Here is a 15417-nt window from a genome sequence, read left to right on the forward strand (position 1 = left end):
CGAGCGTCATTCCCCTTTTGAGACGTGGGCATCGGCGGGGTGTCCACCAAGGCATATTCGAGGTCAGGGTTAAGACATCTCAACGTCGACATTGATTGCTCCCGAAAGTGCCCGTCGCAAGTGCAGTAGCGTTAAGGGGTCGTCAGGCAAGTCCGCAATCAACGCGGCAAAGAGCTGGCGCGCCGTATCGGATCCTTCCGCCAGTTTGCTATATGCCGTCCGATAATTTGCCATAGCAGGAAGGGCATCACGCTCTTTTGTGAGCGGCTCAAAAGCCGCCAAAGGTTGGGACTTTCCCGGAAGCAGGAGATTTCCGGAAGGTCGTCCATGAAAATCAGGTATTTGGGCGCGCGTCGTCTCGCTCATGCAAATTCGAGTGCCAAGCGATTTGTTGGCGGCCTCAAGACGCGCAGCAACATTTACCGCATCCCCATAAGCCGTGAAATCGAAGAACGACTTGCCACCGAAATTTCCAATCACAGCCTCGCCGGTGTTCAGGCCGATCCGCGTTAGTCCAAGATCTACGCCTTTGTCCTTCCAGGTTTTTCGAAACTTTTCGGAAAACGCATCAATTTCCAGCGCCGCATTAACGGATCGCGCTGCATGATCAGGTTGCGGCACCGGCGCGCCAAATGTTGCGTGAAACGCATCGCCGATGATCTTCATGACGGTGCCTTCATGCGCGAAAATCACGCTGGCGACGCCTTCTATGTAGTCGTTCAGCAGCGCGACGATCGTGTCAGAATCTGTGGATTCTACCAGCGGTGTGAAACCGGCCAGATCTGTGAACAGAAATGTCGCCTCACAGCGTTTACCGCCGGCTTCGATCTCGCCTCCCCCTTCGGAGAGCGTTTTCACAACATTTGGGGAAAAATACCGAGAAAGAGTTGCGCGGGCCAGTTCGGCTTCGGTTTTCTCGCGCTGTAGTTTCTGAAAAGCTTCAAGATGCGACAGCGTCTTACTTATCGTGGCCTCAAGATCGTCAAATTCAATGGGCTTCGTTAGAAAGTCGAACGCGCCGCGGTTCATGGCGATACGAATGTTTTCCATATCGCCATAAGCGGAAACAACAACAGTTTTAAGATCCTGATAATCTTCACCCAGATGTGTCAGTAGGGTTAGGCCGTCCATCTTGGGCATATTTATGTCAGACAAAACCATCATCACGTCAGTGTCTATAGCCAGATGATCAAGCGCCTCTTGGCCATTCTGCGCAAAAACAAATTCCATCTGGCCTTTGCGAATTTCGCGACGGAATTTTTGAGTAATCAGCGCCTCTACATCCGGCTCATCATCGACCACGAGGATACGTGCTGTGTTTGTCATTGTGAGATTTCATCCACCATAATGGCCAACGAATTTTTAAGGTCCTCAAAATTGACGGGCTTGGAGACCAACCCTCTGGCGCCGCGCCTGACCGCTTCGGTTTCTGTTCCCTTATCTCCGTATGCAGTGACCATGATTACAGGGAGATCAGGGGCCCTGGATTTAACTTCGTCTAGCAATTCAAGACCGGACATTCCGGGCATATTGATATCAGACAAGACCAGAAGAACATCTGGCGGAATCGGCGAAACCAGTATTTCAAGGGCCTCATGTCCGGATTGTGCGTACATGAATTCGTATTGGTTCTTTCGTATCTCGCGCCGGAAGTTCTGCCGGAAGAGCGCTTCTGCGTCGGGTTCGTCATCGACCAGCAGTATCTTTGGCATCACGCAATCCTTTCGCAGATTATTCATCATTTGGCGCAGGTAGGTAGAACAGGAATGTAGTCCCTTGGCCCAACTCAGTTTCAAAAGATAGCCCACCATCATGCTGTTTGATAATATCGAAACTCATGGAAAGACCCAGCCCGGTGCCTTCACCCGTGGGTTTGGTGGTGAAAAACGGGTTAAAAATTTTGTCACGCATATCTTCAGGGATACCGCCACCATTGTCTGTGACCCTCACCTCATAACGCCTTCCCATACGTTGGGTCGATACTTTCAAAATAGGTTCTCGGCCATAAGAGCCCGCGTTTCTCGCGGCTTCGTACATGCCATTGGAACACATATTCAGCACAACGCGCTGCAACTCTTGCGGCAAGCATTCCACATCGCCGACCTCACCGTCAAAATCCGTCTGGACGTCCACGTTAAAGGTTTTGTCCGTTGCACGCGCACCATGATACGCAAGATTGGCGGCTTCCTGCACGAGCGTATTTAGACCTACACGCTGCTTCTCTGTCGTCCCCTCGCGCGAGTGCAAAAGCATGTTTTTGACGATGCTGTCTGCGCGATGACCGTGTACGCCTATTTTTTGCAAGTTACCTACCACGGTCTGAATCAAGTCTTCGGCGTCTTCCCGGTCGTCCTCTTTCAGAGAGCCGAGCGGTTCTTTCAAAACGTCGACAAGTTCATCCATCATTTCCATGGAAAGCTTGGAGAAGTTATTCACGAAATTCAGCGGATTTTTGATCTCGTGCGCGATGCCAGCCGTCAGCTGACCCAGACTTGCCATTTTCTCTGCATGGATAAGGGAGCTTTGCGTCTTTTTGAGAGTGGTAATATCCCGGCCGTAAATGTTCACGTACCCGCCTTCTGGAACCGGCCAAAGCAAAAGAGCATAGATCTGACCATCGGCCTCGTACTCGAAATCTTGCCGTTGATCCCCATTCAAACCCGTGATGACGCGCTTACTCCAATCCGTTCCTACTCGGTCACCAACCTTCAGCTGCAGTGCTTCGATCAATGGAGAGCTTGCCTTATTGGCATAAGCGAGTTCGCCCTGTTCTGTAACACGCAAGACTGGGTTGGGGTTCTCTTCGGGAATGCGCGCCAGCTCGCGCATTTGGTTTTCGGCCTTAAGCTGATCGTTCAGCGCCTTAGTGTTGGCCAGCGTCAACTTGATGCCATTGATGGCGCTTTTTCGCGTAAGGAATGTCAACTGCGTAATTGCAAAAACAGTGCCCAGAATGGTTATTGTGTTAATGTACCATTCGAGCGACCCCCAAAGCAGCATGGCCACCCATGTCAAGAAGAGGATTGGACCGGAAAAACCCCATGACACCCTTAATGAAAATGTTGTGGCCCCGCCAAATGCCCCGATGAATGCAAAAAGATACAGCAACATTTGCGAATGCGGCTCCAGATACGGTATCATGAAAAAATTGAAGCTGCCCCAACTGGCCCCCAGGATCAGCGAAGTAATCAGAATTACTTTTAGCCGCCGCTTGGAAATGGATTTAGGTCGGGATTTCTTACGCAGGGCGTAATAGCTCTTCATTCCCATCAGATTAATAAACAACTGCAGAGCCACGGCTGTGATAGCAGGTATTGTCAGGTTTGAGGGGCCGATCTGAAAGATCATGACTGAAAAGGCCAAAAGAGTGTAGAAAGCAAAAACCGGTGTTGTCGACGCGACGTCCAGTGCCTCGTGTATACGAAGCTCACCCTCGAATTCCTGATTGTCGGTTTCCTGCAAACGCTAGCCCCAAAGAGTTTACTTTACTTAGGGTCACTAAATCAGATGCAACGCAAATCTTGCAAGACCTATCTAGGGTCAGGCCCCGCTATTCCTTCACCACTGATTTGACGACTTTCCTGTCTGATTACAAACATTTCTGCAGGAATAGCGGTTTTATTTCAAAGCAGTGTGAGGCGATCTGGTGGGGAAAGTCATCAACTCCTTCGGGCGCCAAGCCCACTTCATCTCAGCGGCCTGCCGCGTTTGCAAATAGAGCTACTATACACGACACGCATCGAGACGAGTTCGAATTCGCCTGACAACACCCTATAACATGTCAGGGCTGAACTAGCTGAAGTTGTAAATCCCTCAGTCAGCTCAGGTGGCGTCGCCATTGTTTGAGGGACCGGGGAATGGCCCAAGGCGACGACTGTGACGAGCATTCAGGGAAGCGTGGTCGTTTAGTTGCTCCACCCATTTTTTACCCTCTATCGTTTGTGTCAGATGCTTTAGCGCAGGGCCAATCAACGGCTGCACCTGCCCGTGATAGAAGTCTGGAAACTGCTCCATCAAATCCATGGGCGTATCACACCCAAGCTTCTGCGCATAACCAGTTTCGACAAACTCGTGATAAAGACCACTAATCTTGCGGAAGTAATATGGGTCAGCGATCTGACCGATTAGGTCTGCCGCCCGTACCAAGGCAGGTTCACTTTCGGTGCAGGCATAGGTTGCGTCGCTTGGCACGGGAAATCGGGTGAATTCAATGGATTGCGCGATGCGTTCTGCGTCGATCAGGTTAGAGTCAGCAAAGCGATGGCGAACATAAATCTTGCCACGGTCAACATGGTAAGGGGCAAGAAACGCATCTGTAGCACCGCGGGGTGGGCAAATCCTGTTTCCTGTTTCGTTGGTAACGACTTCGCTTTCGGTATCGCCATCGCAGACGCCACGGGTAAAGCCGATGTCATGAAGCAAGAGCGCTAAAATATAATGCAGCCAGTCCTCAGGTTTCACGGTGCGGGTTTCAAGCATGCCGCGAATGATTTGCTGACCAACCAAGGTAACCATCATCGTATGTTCGGCGTTGTGGTAAGGCGCGTCGGAGCAGCTCAGGTGTTCCAGTGCTTCTCTGGCATAGTCATTTAAGAAAGCTGCGTACTCGGGCTTCTTATCTGGAAAAAATTCCAGATAAGTTTCTGCAAGGTGATCGCCAAATTCAGCAGCTACCACAGTGGCGAGATTGAACATGATAGTGTCCTCGACTGGCCGAAGAAATCCGGTGTACTTTAGCATAAAACATTGCCTTATCAACTAACCTTGAAGTGGTATAAAGTGTAAACTACGCTTGTTTTATTTTGATCGCACGTCCCGTTACTTTTTATATTTATTTCAATGATTTGGATGTATAATCAGGTTCGTGATATCGACCCAAAAGCAAGGCTGTTGAGCTGCTTTATCCCGATCTGAATACCCAGTTCACAATCGCGTATGACTACGGCGTAAGAAATGTTGCGGATCGGAAGCAACGCGATCAGATTACTGCTGCACGAACAGACATGATGGTCAATGTAATTGCTCCCTTTTTATCAAGTATGCACAATTATCATTTCGACCAACTACACCTTGGTTGTGCCTTTCATACGCAGCTTTAAATCACTAGCAGCCATTGCATATCCTCCGTCAGCGCCATCTATGAAATGAACGTGTTTACTTTCTGATAGGCTGAACAGGAGGCAAGTCATCATGGCCTGGTCAGCTTTCCATGTCCCATAAATCACTTTTTTCGCTTGGTATTCCAATTCCAGAAAATCCTCGATCCTAGCGGCCTGCTGCGGGCTCACATCGAGAACCATTCGTAACGCGCCATCGTATTTGCGATAGTCGGTGTTGGATTTTAGCTCCTCACGATAAGTCGCACCGTTATAGTCACCAACTGAAACACCAAATCGTTCGCAAAAGTATTGTATTAAAGCGGTCAGATAGGCCCAAATAGTACGCTTAAAACGATTCGAGCTGTGCGCACCTGCGGCTATTTCGAGCGACAGGCCTGATGGCGGAAACCGAAACTTCAATGTTGAATCATGGGCTGGCGCGAAATTTGAGATTTGATCGCCTAGTATATCACCTATCGCATCGGTAATGGTCTGTATTTCCTTAGTCGCGTCAATATTGTATGGGAGCAATATTGTCGTGAGCATGGTGCCGTTCTTGGCTTTCAAAGGCTCCCACCGGCATGAGAGGCCTTGCAAGTCGGGATATTTATTATCTTCATTTGGTAAGAGTGCATAGCCTTTGCTATGGACGTCCGCTTTGAGCCATTCATCAGCCATAGCAACACCATTGCCCGCGAACATCGCAAGGTGGTTTCCTTCCGACAAATGGTATTTTCCAACAAGTATGTCTGCGCCAGAAGATCGCAGTGCGGACACAGGAATTGCAGCGGTTCGTAACGACAACCCGAAAAGGTTCAAGGATGCCGCCTGCAGTTTCCCTGCTTCTTCACATGCGCTATTCAACAAACTTGGCGGGACTGCGATCACCCCCCCATCACCACCAAAGACGAATGGCAATGACACCCCTTCGCTAACATTGATTACTGCTGTCAGAAACGCTGCGCCAACCATGTTAACGTTTTTGTATTCACCCCTTTTTATCGCTCTCGTGGATTCTACTACATCCGAAACGATCAGGGTCCAGTCATCAGGCAGCGCTTGGTAATGTTTCAAATCAGCGACTTCCCGGAAATCAACAAAAGCTGGAAGACCCGAATAGAAATCCTGTGTAGCCTTTTGCGGTGTCAAACTGATGATGAGCCTTCCAATAGCTGTTCGCTGATTGCAAATGATATTGACTTGAAATCCCGAGCCAAAATTCACTCTTTCAAAGTGTATAGCATGTTTGTGCATTTTTAATAACACAAAAGAGGTGCATTCGAGTCTGTAAAATAGGGGGAGAAGTGGTGCCCAGGGGCGGAATCGAACCACCGACACGAGGATTTTCAATCCACTGCTCTACCCCTGAGCTACCCGGGCACGGGGAACGTTTTCACGTTCGGGTGTTGGCCTTCTAGGCGAGCGAGGAGGGGCTGTCCAGAGGGTTCGGCGAAAAAATTAGTGTGGTCTTGTGATTTGTTGAGCCAGCTCTTCTGCAACCCGCTCTTCATCGTCTGGATCCTGTGAGGGCAGGGCGTAATCGCCGTTCATCCAGCGGCCCAGATCGACGTCTGCGCAGCGTTTTGAGCAGAATGGGCGAAACGTTTTCTGGGTTGGTTTTCCGCACCCCGGGCAGCTCATGACAAAGCCTCATGATAGGGCAGGCGGTCGCGTTTACGTTGTAACTCAAAGTGTCCCAACGGGGTCCAACCAACCAATGCCGTTTCCACCGTATCGGTGCGGAATGCGGTGCGCAGAGCGTTTTCAAATTGGCGACGGTGTTTTTTCGACATCGGTGCCAGATCCAGCGTGATTTGGCCACCTATGCCACGGATCCGGCAATGGCGGGGCAGGTCGGCCGCAGCGGCCAGATTGGCCTTGAGGCCCGCGGCGGGTGACATGTCGTTGCCGGTGTTGATGTCGACGGCGGTTAGGGCGCGGGTCGGCTCGATATACATGCTGGAACCAGCCCCCAGAGGCACCTGTGCACTTTCCAGTTCGGCCAGATGGTCGGCCACGCCCGTGACTTCAAAGCTGCCGTCTTCGGTCTCAATCTGTGCCGGATCGACCCATTCACGCCACGCCAACGCATGTGGTCCATCACCTTCGGTTAGCTTTTCAGCGCTGTCGCCCTCGGCCTCGGACATAATTGCGGTGGCCAGATCTACCATCGTCTCGATGTCATCAGAGATTTCATCCATATCTGCTGCTGCACAGGAGGAACGTATAATCAGCCCCACGTTAGATCCTTCGGGCATCGCGGCCTTGGCCAAGCCTTGCAAGGTATCGCGCAGGTCGTCATCCTTGATACTGCGTGAGACATTGATACCGGGTGCGTCAGGTGTGACAATAGCATAGCGGCTTTTGAACAGAATTTTGGTGGTTACTGGGATGGCTTTACCCGGTTCGGCATAACCGGTGACCTGCACCAAGATTGGTTGTCCGGGGGATAACCCTTTGACCTGGCGTAGAAAGGCAGATCCATCCGGGGTTTTCACGAACATGCCGCCCTGGCCTTTGACCGGACGGTCGGCAATGGCGCGGTAGATCGCGCCGGGGCGCGGTGCGTCGTGGTCCAGGTAAAGATCTTCCAGCTTGCCATCGACCATCAATGCGGCGGCTTCGCCTCCGGCATATTGATCCAGAACGATCATTTGACCCTTCATGATGATGCACCTTTCCAAACGGGGTATCCGGCAGCCTGTAATAGTGCTGCGGTTTCAGTGATGGGCAATCCTACCACAGACGTAAAAGAGCCCTGTATCCATGGCACAAAAGCCCCGGCAGGGCCTTGGATGCCATAGCCGCCAGCCTTGCCCTGCCAATCATTGGTGGCCAAATAGCTGTTGAGCTCCTCATCACTGAGGCGTTTCATTTTCACAGCCGTGACAACATCACGTTGCCAAAGACGATCACTTGTGCGCACGGCCACGGCCGTAATCACCGAATGGCGACGTCCGGACATGGCGCGCAAGAATCGTGTGGCTTCATTGGCGTCTTCGGGTTTGCCAAGAATGCGACGGCCAAGTGCCACCGTGGTATCGGCAGAGAGCACAACTTCCCCCGCGTTCAGTGTAATGGCTTGTGCTTTCTCAGCGGCCATTCGAATGCAATAAGGGCGAGGTAACTCGCCCTTGTGCGGGGTCTCATCAATCTCGGGCGGGCGAATTTCATCCGCCACAACGCCAATCTGCGCCAGCAGATCACGACGGCGCGGGCTTCCCGATCCGAGAATTAAACGCATTGATTTCAGTCGCTTACTTAAAGCGATAGTTGATGCGGCCCTTGGTCAGGTCATAGGGGGTCATTTCGACCTGCACCTTGTCGCCTGCCAGAACACGGATCCGGTTCTTGCGCATTTTTCCTGCCGTATGTGCGATGATCTCATGGCCGTTTTCAAGCTCGACCCGAAATGTCGCATTGGGCAGGAGTTCCTTCACAACACCGGGAAATTCGAGCGTATCTTCCTTGGCCATGGTCTCTCCTTAGTTTTCTAATCCGCCTGTTCGCGGACAGGGCACTAAATGCGCCTATTGATCGTGGTTTTCAAGGGGATAATCAGCCTAATCGCTTAGGTGTGACCGTCTTGTCGCGACCGGACTGTTCGGCCCAGTGAGTGCGGTTGAGCACACGACCATCCGCACGCACATGTGCGATGGCGTTCAGGTCAACCTCGGCATAGGTCCAGCCGGGGGCATTCAGCGTGCCTTCGGCCAATACACCGGTTGCTGGAAAGCCCACGTCTGGTGGGCCAAAGATACCGCCCATTCCCGTATTTGCATCGGCCACCTGATTCCACGCGGCCTCGCCAACGATCGATGCCATCACAGTCACACACTGATTTTCAAGCGCTCTGCTCATGGCACCGATGCGCACGCGCCAATAGCCCGAAAGCGCCTCGGTGCAGGAGGGGACAAGGATCAGATCAGCATCCTGCAAGGCTCGACCCAGCAGGGGGAATTCGCTGTCATAGCAGGTGAGAATACCAATCTTGCCAAGAGCCGTTTCGAATAATCGCAATGGCCCGCCTGAAGCCATCTCCATTGGGGTGCGCTCATACCGTGTCATGATTTGCTTATCCTGAACGCCACAGCCACCATCGGGGCTGAACAGCCGGGCACGGTTTACAGGTCGCGCACCTAAAGCAGGGTCATAAACCGGCGCAGAGGCGGCGCAGATGTGCACATTGTATTTAGCCGCCAGATCGGAATGCAGGGCATCCGCATCGGGGGTCAGGTCTGAGACTGCTTTCAGGCTGCATTCCAGATCACCTGCAACTTCGGGGCCCGACAACATGGCCAGCTCCATTGATCCGTATTCGGGAAAAACGAGAAGCTCCGCACCTTGACCCGCGGCGGTACGCACCCAGTCTTCGATCTTGGTGACGTAATTGGCCCAGCTTGTCAGCGGATTAAGCGGATAGGCGGCGGTCGCGATTTTCATGGCTGCGGCTCAGGATTTGATTTCAGCGCTGGCGTCGTTTTGTATCTCTTCCGAAGCTTTCAGCGTTTCGCCGTAAGATTCTGGGTCATATTCCGGCTCCGGCTCTCTAACCGGGGGCACTGGTTTCTTGATCTCTGGTTCGCTGCGATCTGCGGTGAGCTTGGCTGTTTCCGCCTTCGGCGCATCGACGTTAGCCACTTCGCGCCGGAACACCAAAACCGAGCGATAGATTTTTTGTGTCGAGGTTAGCCCCTGACGTTCTTCACTGGGCAGAATGTCCGAGCGTTGATACTCCCACCCGTCTTTAGCCAGCTCATTCATTTGCTCTTCCAGTGCATGGGCAAAGCGCGCTTCACCGGTTTTCACGCCGGGGGCTTTCTTGCCTTTGGTAGGGGCAGGGATGATTTTATATTCGAACTGGGGCATCATTTTTCCATCTTTAGCAGTGGCGCGTATCCTACCCGGCTATCCCCGCAGCGCAAGGCGAATGTGGTGATCGGATTTGTGTACCAAACACGGGTACAGTCTGTACCACTTGTACGCAAATTTGCCAGAGTGAACCCTGGCGTGGATGTGGGTTAGCCCCGCAGATTTCGTTGCCGTGGATCCAGTGCATCGCGCAGGCCATCGCCCAGATAATTGACGCTGAGCACAGTCAACGAAATCGCCAAACCGGGCCAGAACACGCGGCCCGGATAATCTTGCATGTAAATTGTCGCATCACTCAGTTGCCGTCCCCATGTTGGGAAATCAGGCGGAAAGCCAAGGCCAAGGAAGGAGAGCGCTGATTCTGTGATGATTGCGGTGGCGATCCCCAAGGTGGCCGAGACGATAATCGGTGACAGGATGTTGGGTGCAATATGTTGTTTTAAAATGGTAAAGTCCGTCGCCCCGATCGCACGAGCGGCGCGAATGAAGTCGCGCTCTTTCAGAGCAAGAACTTCACCGCGCACGACGCGGGCGGTTGGCATCCAACTGGTGATGCCAATGGCGAATACGATCAGCACAAAGATCCCTGCCTGTGGGCCAATTGTCCGACCAAGAGGTTCCCGAAACAGCATCATGATGACTAACAAAAGCGGCAAAAGGGGCAAGGCGAGAAACAAGTCGGTCAGTCGCATCAAGGGCCCGTCCAGCCGTTTGAAAAAACCGGCCGCCATCCCGATGAGACACCCCAGTCCAATCGACAAAATCATTGCCATCATGCCGACCGAGATCGAGCTTCGCCCCCCCGCCATCAGACGGGCCAGTGTGTCGCGCCCTAATTGATCCGTGCCGAGGGGATGGGCCCAGCTTGCCCCTTGATTTCGTGCGCGAATATCAGGATAGCCTGGGTCGAGCGTCCAGATCATCGGCCCTAGTAGCACCCCCAGAACAATCACCGCAAAAACAATGCCACCAATCAATGCACCACGGTGTTTGCTGAACTGGCGCCAGAACTTCTGGTGGCGCGTAGAGGGTGAGGAGAAACGCTCAGTCATAGCGGATCCTTGGATCAAGCACGCCATAAAGGATATCGGCCACAATATTGGCGAATACGATCAAAACCGCAAATATGAATGTCAGGGTTTGCACGGTCGGCAGATCATTGGCCTGAATTGCGCTGATCAGCTGTGCACCGATGCCGTTCACGCCGAAGACTTTCTCGGTAATGATTGCGCCGCCAAAAACTGCGGGTAGGCCCAAAGCAATTACCGTCACCACCGGGATCAGTGAATTGCGCAGCACATGGCGGATCACAACGCGGGCTTCTGACAAGCCCTTGGCGCGTGCCGTGCGTACATAATCTTGATCCAGATTGTCGAGCACTGCTGATCGCATGTAGCGGCTAATCTGTGCTGTGGTTTGCAGCGACAGGACCATCACGGGCAAGATCATTTGATTAACCTGAAATTTAAAACCCTGCCAATCGTTTATCTGATGCGTTGTATCATAGACGAAAGGAAACCAACCAAGTTGCACTGAGAACAGTACAATTAGCAATGGTCCGGTGAAAAAGGGTGGGATGGAATAGCCGATCAGGGTGATAAAGGTTCCAGCCTGATCAAAGACCGAATATTGCCGATATGCCTGATAAATACCGATCGGCAGCGCGATTAAAATACCGATGATATAGGCTGTACCAACCACCCACAGTGTTTGCGGCAGGCGTTGCAGGATCACATCCATTACAGGGGCGTGGTGCTGCCAGCTGATGATGCGTGGTTTGCCAGCAGAAAATTCGGTGCCGAACAGGCTGTCGATCATAACCAGTGGCTCAACCCAGAAAAACTGCACCAACCAGTTCCAGAAGCGAATGGGGGCAGGTTCCCCTAACCCAAGCGCCTGACGCATTTGTTCACGCACTTCAGCGGAAATGGTCAATGGCATTTGCGCCATCGGGTCTCCCGGTGCAAGTTCCAGCAAAAGAAAAATGATCAGTGCAATGAGTAGAAGAGTGGGTACCGACAATACCAGCCGACGAATGATATAAGTCAGCATTGGGACCCTTTGAGGTTACTGCAGTGCCTTGATTGATCCGTAGATTAATCTGTTGGTGCTGTTCATATCAAGGTCATATCAATCCTTGATGCGATACCAATCTGCGATATTCCAGATTTCACTATCCCAAGTGTTGAGAATGACGCCTCCCAAGCTGTTGGATTTCGCTGAAACACGGCCGCGGTCGACCAGTGGCAGGATGATGAAATCCTGCATCAACATGTCATTCATCGCCTTGGCCAGCGCGGCCCGTTCCTCCAAAACCGCAGTTTGCTGCAATTTCTTGGACATTTCATCATACGCAGGATTGCAATGGCGTGGCATATTGTTGCCTTGCCACTGATTTTCTGGCGATGGGATCTGGTCGCAAGCCCAGTTCGCCATATATGCCTCAGGATCAGTGCCGTCGAAATTGTTGGCGTACATCTCAACATCGGCATAGAATTTCTGGAACGTGTCAGGGCTGTCAGCATTGCCGCCAAAAAAGACCGAAGCATCAATATTGCGCAATTCGGTTTCAACGCCGATCTCGGACCACCATTGTTTCAAGATAACCTGAAAATCCTGGCGGACGGCATTTGTGGAAGTCTGGAACAGCAGCGACAGGCGTTGACCATCTTTGACCCGAACACCATCAGCCCCTTTTTCCCAACCGGCCTGATCCAGAAGAGCGTTCGCACCAGCGATATCTGGCGTTTTGCAGGATTCATTTGCGGTTGAGGTATAGATTTCCGGTGCGGGCAGAACATTGCATGTGGCACGCCCCGCGTCACCGTAGCCAATTTCGACCAACAGTTCACGATCGATTGCCAGGCTCAATGCTTGACGCACGGCCTTGTCTGACAAGATAGGGTGCGGGTGGGCAATGGTTGAACGCTCAGCGCCCAGTTCGCTGGACGGGTCAGTCATGTTAATCATGATCCGCTCAACCAACGTGCCAAAGCCGGAAATGACCTCACCTTTGCCTGCTTGCTCCATACTGCTCAGCACATCGGGTGCTAATTGCAAGTTCCATGCATAATCAAACTGGCCGGTTTCCAGCACGGCGCGTCCGGCTGAGGCGGCGTCGCCACCGCCTTTCAAGACCACATTGGCAAAGGAAGGTTTGGCAGGGTCACGATAGTTTGGGTTTGCATCATATAAAGCAACGTCATTTGGGCGAAACTCAGAAATTACGAATGGGCCAGTGCCAATCGGGGCGAGGTTTTGCTCTGAACAACTTACGGCGTTGGAACCCATGCACTCTGCGAACTGCTCTTTTTGCAAGATCGGAGCCTGAGCACCTACAAAGGCCGTATAGGGGTAGGGTTTGGGTGAGGTGAAATGAACGATGATTGTGCGATCATCCGGTGTTTCCACCGATGAAATGCCGCCATATTTTTCAATCTGCGCACAACCGCCACCATCTGCGGTGCAATATTCCCACGTGAACTTAACATCTTCGGATGTCAGAGGTGTGCCATCGGACCACTTTAGGCCTTCTTTGAGTGTCCAAGTGATTTGCTTGAGATCCTCCGATACGCCGCCATTTTTGACGGTGGGTATCGCCTCTGCCAGCCAAGGGGTAAGGGCTCCAGTCTGAGTATAGCGCGCTAAGGGTTCAACGATCAAACTCGCGGCTTGCAAATCTTTTGTGCCACCAGACAGATAAGGGTTCAATGTGCTGGGGGCTTGCCAATAGATAATGTTTAGCTGCCCATCCGAGGCACGCTCTGCATATGCGTAACTGCTTACAGCCAGAAACGCTGCTGTGCAGTGAAGTAAAGCCTTCATGTTCATCGCGGCCTCCCCTGAATGGCTGCCAAACCTTAAGCAGTTGATGCACCGCTTTGTTGAGTGTTTCGGTCTAACGCCGAATTGTTTTTTAAATCCGCAACCGAGTAATGTTACAAACTTATAAATATTCAGGAATGGCACCATATCATCTCATCACTGCCGAAAAAGCAAGTCTTGTGTCCGTATAAAGTGGATTTTTTAATTTATTTTTATGTGCTTATGGGTGTTTCTTCAGATTTTAGCACGTCAGGATGGTTCGGGTGCTTTGATGTTCTCCTAGACGGTGTGTTTGGTGTGTCGGGCGAAATTCATTGATTTCAGTACAGAGCGCGATGATTCAGTGGTGGTTCTTGAGGTGTCAAAAACAGGCAATGAACCCGATCACATCAAAGATGTTTTGCGCTTCGCACAAAAAGGGATATGACATATCTCATGATATGAGGATTGCATGATGCCTGTGAAAAACCGCTTTGCCGAATTGCACGATGACATTACGGCCTGGCGCCGGGATCTTCATCAAAACCCTGAAATCCTTTTTGAGACCCATCGCACCAGCGCATTGGTCGCCGAGAAATTGAAAGCCTTTGGTTGCGACGACGTTGTCACCGGGATCGGGCGCACTGGTGTCGTCGGGGTCATTCACGGAAAGTCACGGGCGTCGGATAAGGTCATCGCTTTGCGGGCTGATATGGATGCCCTGCCAATCCATGAACAAACCGGATTGGATTACGCCTCCAATACAGATGGGGCAATGCACGCCTGCGGCCATGACGGACATACCGCCATGTTGCTGGGGGCGGCGCAGTATCTGGCAGAGACGCGGAACTTTGATGGCACCTGTGTGGTGATTTTCCAGCCTGCTGAAGAGGGCGGCGGCGGCGGTCGCGAGATGTGCGAAGATGGCATGATGGCCCGGTTTGGCATTCAGGAAGTTTACGGCATGCACAATTGGCCGGGCATGCCTGTGGGGACGTTTGCCATTCGTCCCGGCGCTTTTTTTGCGGCCACAGACAAATTTGATATTGAGATCGAGGGCAAAGGTGGGCACGCCGCCAAACCGCACGAAACGGTAGATCCAACCGTTCTGGCCAGCCATCTGATCGTCGCGTTGCAAACGATTGCAAGCCGTAACGCTGATCCGATTGAGCAGGTTGTTGTGTCAGTCACCTCGATGCAGAGCTCATCGAACACATTTAATGTTATCCCTCAGAGCGTCAGCTTGATGGGTACGGTCCGGACGCTCAGCGCAGAGATGCGTGATCTGGCCGAAGAACGGATGCAAAGCCTATGCGAACATATTGGCGAGGCATTTGGTGGTCGTGCAATATTGAATTTTGAGCGCAACTATCCTGTGATGGTCAATCATACCGACCAGACGGATTTTGCAGCACAGGTTGCAAATAGTGTCAGCGGCGATTGTTCAGAGGCACCTTTGATCATGGGCGGCGAAGACTTTGCCTTTATGCTCGAAGAACGCCCCGGCGCGTATATTTTGGTGGGCAATGGTGATAGCGCCGCGGTGCACCATCCGGAATATAACTTTAATGATGATGCAATCCCGGCTGGATGTAGTTGGTGGGCCGAATTGATCGAGCGTAGAATGCCAGCCTGAACCGGT

15 protein-coding genes and 1 tRNA gene are annotated in these 15417 nt (G+C 52.1%); 1 reads left to right on the forward strand and 15 read right to left on the reverse strand.

The genetic code is table 11. The features are described from left to right. Positions 1–69 precede the first annotated feature (69 nt). The 15 genes from D9A02_RS09500 to D9A02_RS09570 form a co-directional block, all read right to left on the reverse strand. Positions 70–1326, reverse strand: a complete 1257-nt coding sequence (locus D9A02_RS09500; protein WP_120500749.1) for an adenylate/guanylate cyclase domain-containing protein — start codon at positions 1324–1326, stop codon at positions 70–72. Beyond that, the gene (locus D9A02_RS09505; protein WP_254054595.1) at positions 1323–1712 is read right to left on the reverse strand and encodes a response regulator; all 390 of its coding nucleotides are present in this window, start codon (positions 1710–1712) and stop codon (positions 1323–1325) included. Before D9A02_RS09505 ends, D9A02_RS09500 begins: the two co-directional genes overlap by 4 nt. Positions 1713–1731: 19 nt before the next feature. After that, positions 1732–3462 (reverse strand): ATP-binding protein, encoded by a 1731-nt coding sequence (locus tag D9A02_RS09510; protein WP_120500750.1) that lies wholly within the window; start codon positions 3460–3462, stop codon positions 1732–1734. A 360-nt stretch (positions 3463–3822) separates the two neighbouring features. Beyond that, complete coding sequence (locus tag D9A02_RS09515) at positions 3823–4695, reverse strand: metal-dependent phosphohydrolase (RefSeq protein WP_120500751.1); 873 nt, start codon at positions 4693–4695, stop codon at positions 3823–3825. 368 nt (positions 4696–5063) lie between these two features. Beyond that, positions 5064–6353 carry a DUF3095 domain-containing protein gene (locus tag D9A02_RS09520; RefSeq protein ID WP_120500752.1) on the reverse strand — a complete coding sequence of 430 codons (1290 nt, stop codon included), beginning with the start codon at positions 6351–6353 and terminating at the stop codon, positions 5064–5066. Positions 6354–6404: 51 nt separating this feature from the next. Beyond that, positions 6405–6479, reverse strand: a tRNA-Phe gene (locus D9A02_RS09525). 78 nt (positions 6480–6557) lie between these two features. After that, positions 6558–6740: a DNA gyrase inhibitor YacG gene (locus D9A02_RS09530; protein WP_120500753.1), complete on the reverse strand. Its 183-nt coding sequence runs from the start codon at positions 6738–6740 to the stop codon at positions 6558–6560. Continuing rightward, positions 6737–7765 carry a ribonuclease E/G gene (locus D9A02_RS09535; protein WP_120500754.1) on the reverse strand — a complete coding sequence of 343 codons (1029 nt, stop codon included), beginning with the start codon at positions 7763–7765 and terminating at the stop codon, positions 6737–6739. The genes D9A02_RS09530 and D9A02_RS09535 overlap by 4 nt, the downstream gene beginning before the upstream one ends. Beyond that, positions 7762–8343, reverse strand: coding sequence for a nucleoside triphosphate pyrophosphatase (locus D9A02_RS09540; RefSeq protein ID WP_120500755.1), 582 nt, complete (start codon positions 8341–8343; stop codon positions 7762–7764). The genes D9A02_RS09535 and D9A02_RS09540 overlap by 4 nt, the downstream gene beginning before the upstream one ends. Positions 8344–8356: 13 nt before the next feature. Then, entirely contained in the window at positions 8357–8575 is a 219-nt protein-coding gene (gene infA, locus D9A02_RS09545) for a translation initiation factor IF-1 (protein WP_005978431.1), read from the reverse strand. An 82-nt stretch (positions 8576–8657) separates the two neighbouring features. Continuing rightward, positions 8658–9542 (reverse strand): carbon-nitrogen hydrolase family protein, encoded by an 885-nt coding sequence (locus D9A02_RS09550; RefSeq protein WP_120500756.1) that lies wholly within the window; start codon positions 9540–9542, stop codon positions 8658–8660. A gap of 9 nt (positions 9543–9551) precedes the next feature. Continuing rightward, on the reverse strand, positions 9552–9968 hold the full coding sequence (locus tag D9A02_RS09555) for a DUF4177 domain-containing protein (RefSeq protein WP_120500757.1): 417 nt from the start codon (positions 9966–9968) through the stop codon (positions 9552–9554). A gap of 152 nt (positions 9969–10120) precedes the next feature. Beyond that, positions 10121–11023: an ABC transporter permease gene (locus D9A02_RS09560; RefSeq protein WP_254054596.1), complete on the reverse strand. Its 903-nt coding sequence runs from the start codon at positions 11021–11023 to the stop codon at positions 10121–10123. Then, positions 11016–12023, reverse strand: coding sequence for an ABC transporter permease (locus D9A02_RS09565; RefSeq protein ID WP_120500759.1), 1008 nt, complete (start codon positions 12021–12023; stop codon positions 11016–11018). Before D9A02_RS09565 ends, D9A02_RS09560 begins: the two co-directional genes overlap by 8 nt. Positions 12024–12101: 78 nt before the next feature. Further along, positions 12102–13802, reverse strand: coding sequence for a peptide ABC transporter substrate-binding protein (locus tag D9A02_RS09570; RefSeq protein WP_120500760.1), 1701 nt, complete (start codon positions 13800–13802; stop codon positions 12102–12104). Positions 13803–14250: 448 nt separating this feature from the next. Here D9A02_RS09570 and D9A02_RS09575 point away from each other — a divergent pair, with 448 nt between their 5' ends. Further along, positions 14251–15411, forward strand: a complete 1161-nt coding sequence (locus D9A02_RS09575) for a M20 aminoacylase family protein (RefSeq protein WP_120502462.1) — start codon at positions 14251–14253, stop codon at positions 15409–15411. Positions 15412–15417 lie beyond the last annotated feature (6 nt).

This window comes from Roseovarius sp. EL26 (assembly GCF_900327775.1).
Lineage (GTDB): Bacteria > Pseudomonadota > Alphaproteobacteria > Rhodobacterales > Rhodobacteraceae > Roseovarius.

What these genes read in the sequence shown, in the direction of transcription:
- D9A02_RS09500 (WP_120500749.1), bottom strand. Translation starts at nt 1,326, where the DNA reads ATGACAAACACAGCACGTATCCTCGTGGTCGATGATGAGCCGGATGTA.
- D9A02_RS09505 (WP_254054595.1), bottom strand. Translation starts at nt 1,712, where the DNA reads ATGCCAAAGATACTGCTGGTCGATGACGAACCCGACGCAGAAGCGCTC.
- D9A02_RS09515 (WP_120500751.1), bottom strand. Translation starts at nt 4,695, where the DNA reads ATGTTCAATCTCGCCACTGTGGTAGCTGCTGAATTTGGCGATCACCTT.
- D9A02_RS09520 (WP_120500752.1), bottom strand. Translation starts at nt 6,353, where the DNA reads ATGCACAAACATGCTATACACTTTGAAAGAGTGAATTTTGGCTCGGGA.
- D9A02_RS09530 (WP_120500753.1), bottom strand. Translation starts at nt 6,740, where the DNA reads ATGAGCTGCCCGGGGTGCGGAAAACCAACCCAGAAAACGTTTCGCCCA.
- D9A02_RS09535 (WP_120500754.1), bottom strand. Translation starts at nt 7,765, where the DNA reads ATGAAGGGTCAAATGATCGTTCTGGATCAATATGCCGGAGGCGAAGCC.
- D9A02_RS09540 (WP_120500755.1), bottom strand. Translation starts at nt 8,343, where the DNA reads ATGCGTTTAATTCTCGGATCGGGAAGCCCGCGCCGTCGTGATCTGCTG.
- infA (WP_005978431.1), bottom strand. Translation starts at nt 8,575, where the DNA reads ATGGCCAAGGAAGATACGCTCGAATTTCCCGGTGTTGTGAAGGAACTC.
- D9A02_RS09550 (WP_120500756.1), bottom strand. Translation starts at nt 9,542, where the DNA reads ATGAAAATCGCGACCGCCGCCTATCCGCTTAATCCGCTGACAAGCTGG.
- D9A02_RS09555 (WP_120500757.1), bottom strand. Translation starts at nt 9,968, where the DNA reads ATGCCCCAGTTCGAATATAAAATCATCCCTGCCCCTACCAAAGGCAAG.
- D9A02_RS09560 (WP_254054596.1), bottom strand. Translation starts at nt 11,023, where the DNA reads ATGACTGAGCGTTTCTCCTCACCCTCTACGCGCCACCAGAAGTTCTGG.
- D9A02_RS09565 (WP_120500759.1), bottom strand. Translation starts at nt 12,023, where the DNA reads ATGCTGACTTATATCATTCGTCGGCTGGTATTGTCGGTACCCACTCTT.
- D9A02_RS09570 (WP_120500760.1), bottom strand. Translation starts at nt 13,802, where the DNA reads ATGAACATGAAGGCTTTACTTCACTGCACAGCAGCGTTTCTGGCTGTA.
- D9A02_RS09575 (WP_120502462.1), top strand. Translation starts at nt 14,251, where the DNA reads ATGCCTGTGAAAAACCGCTTTGCCGAATTGCACGATGACATTACGGCC.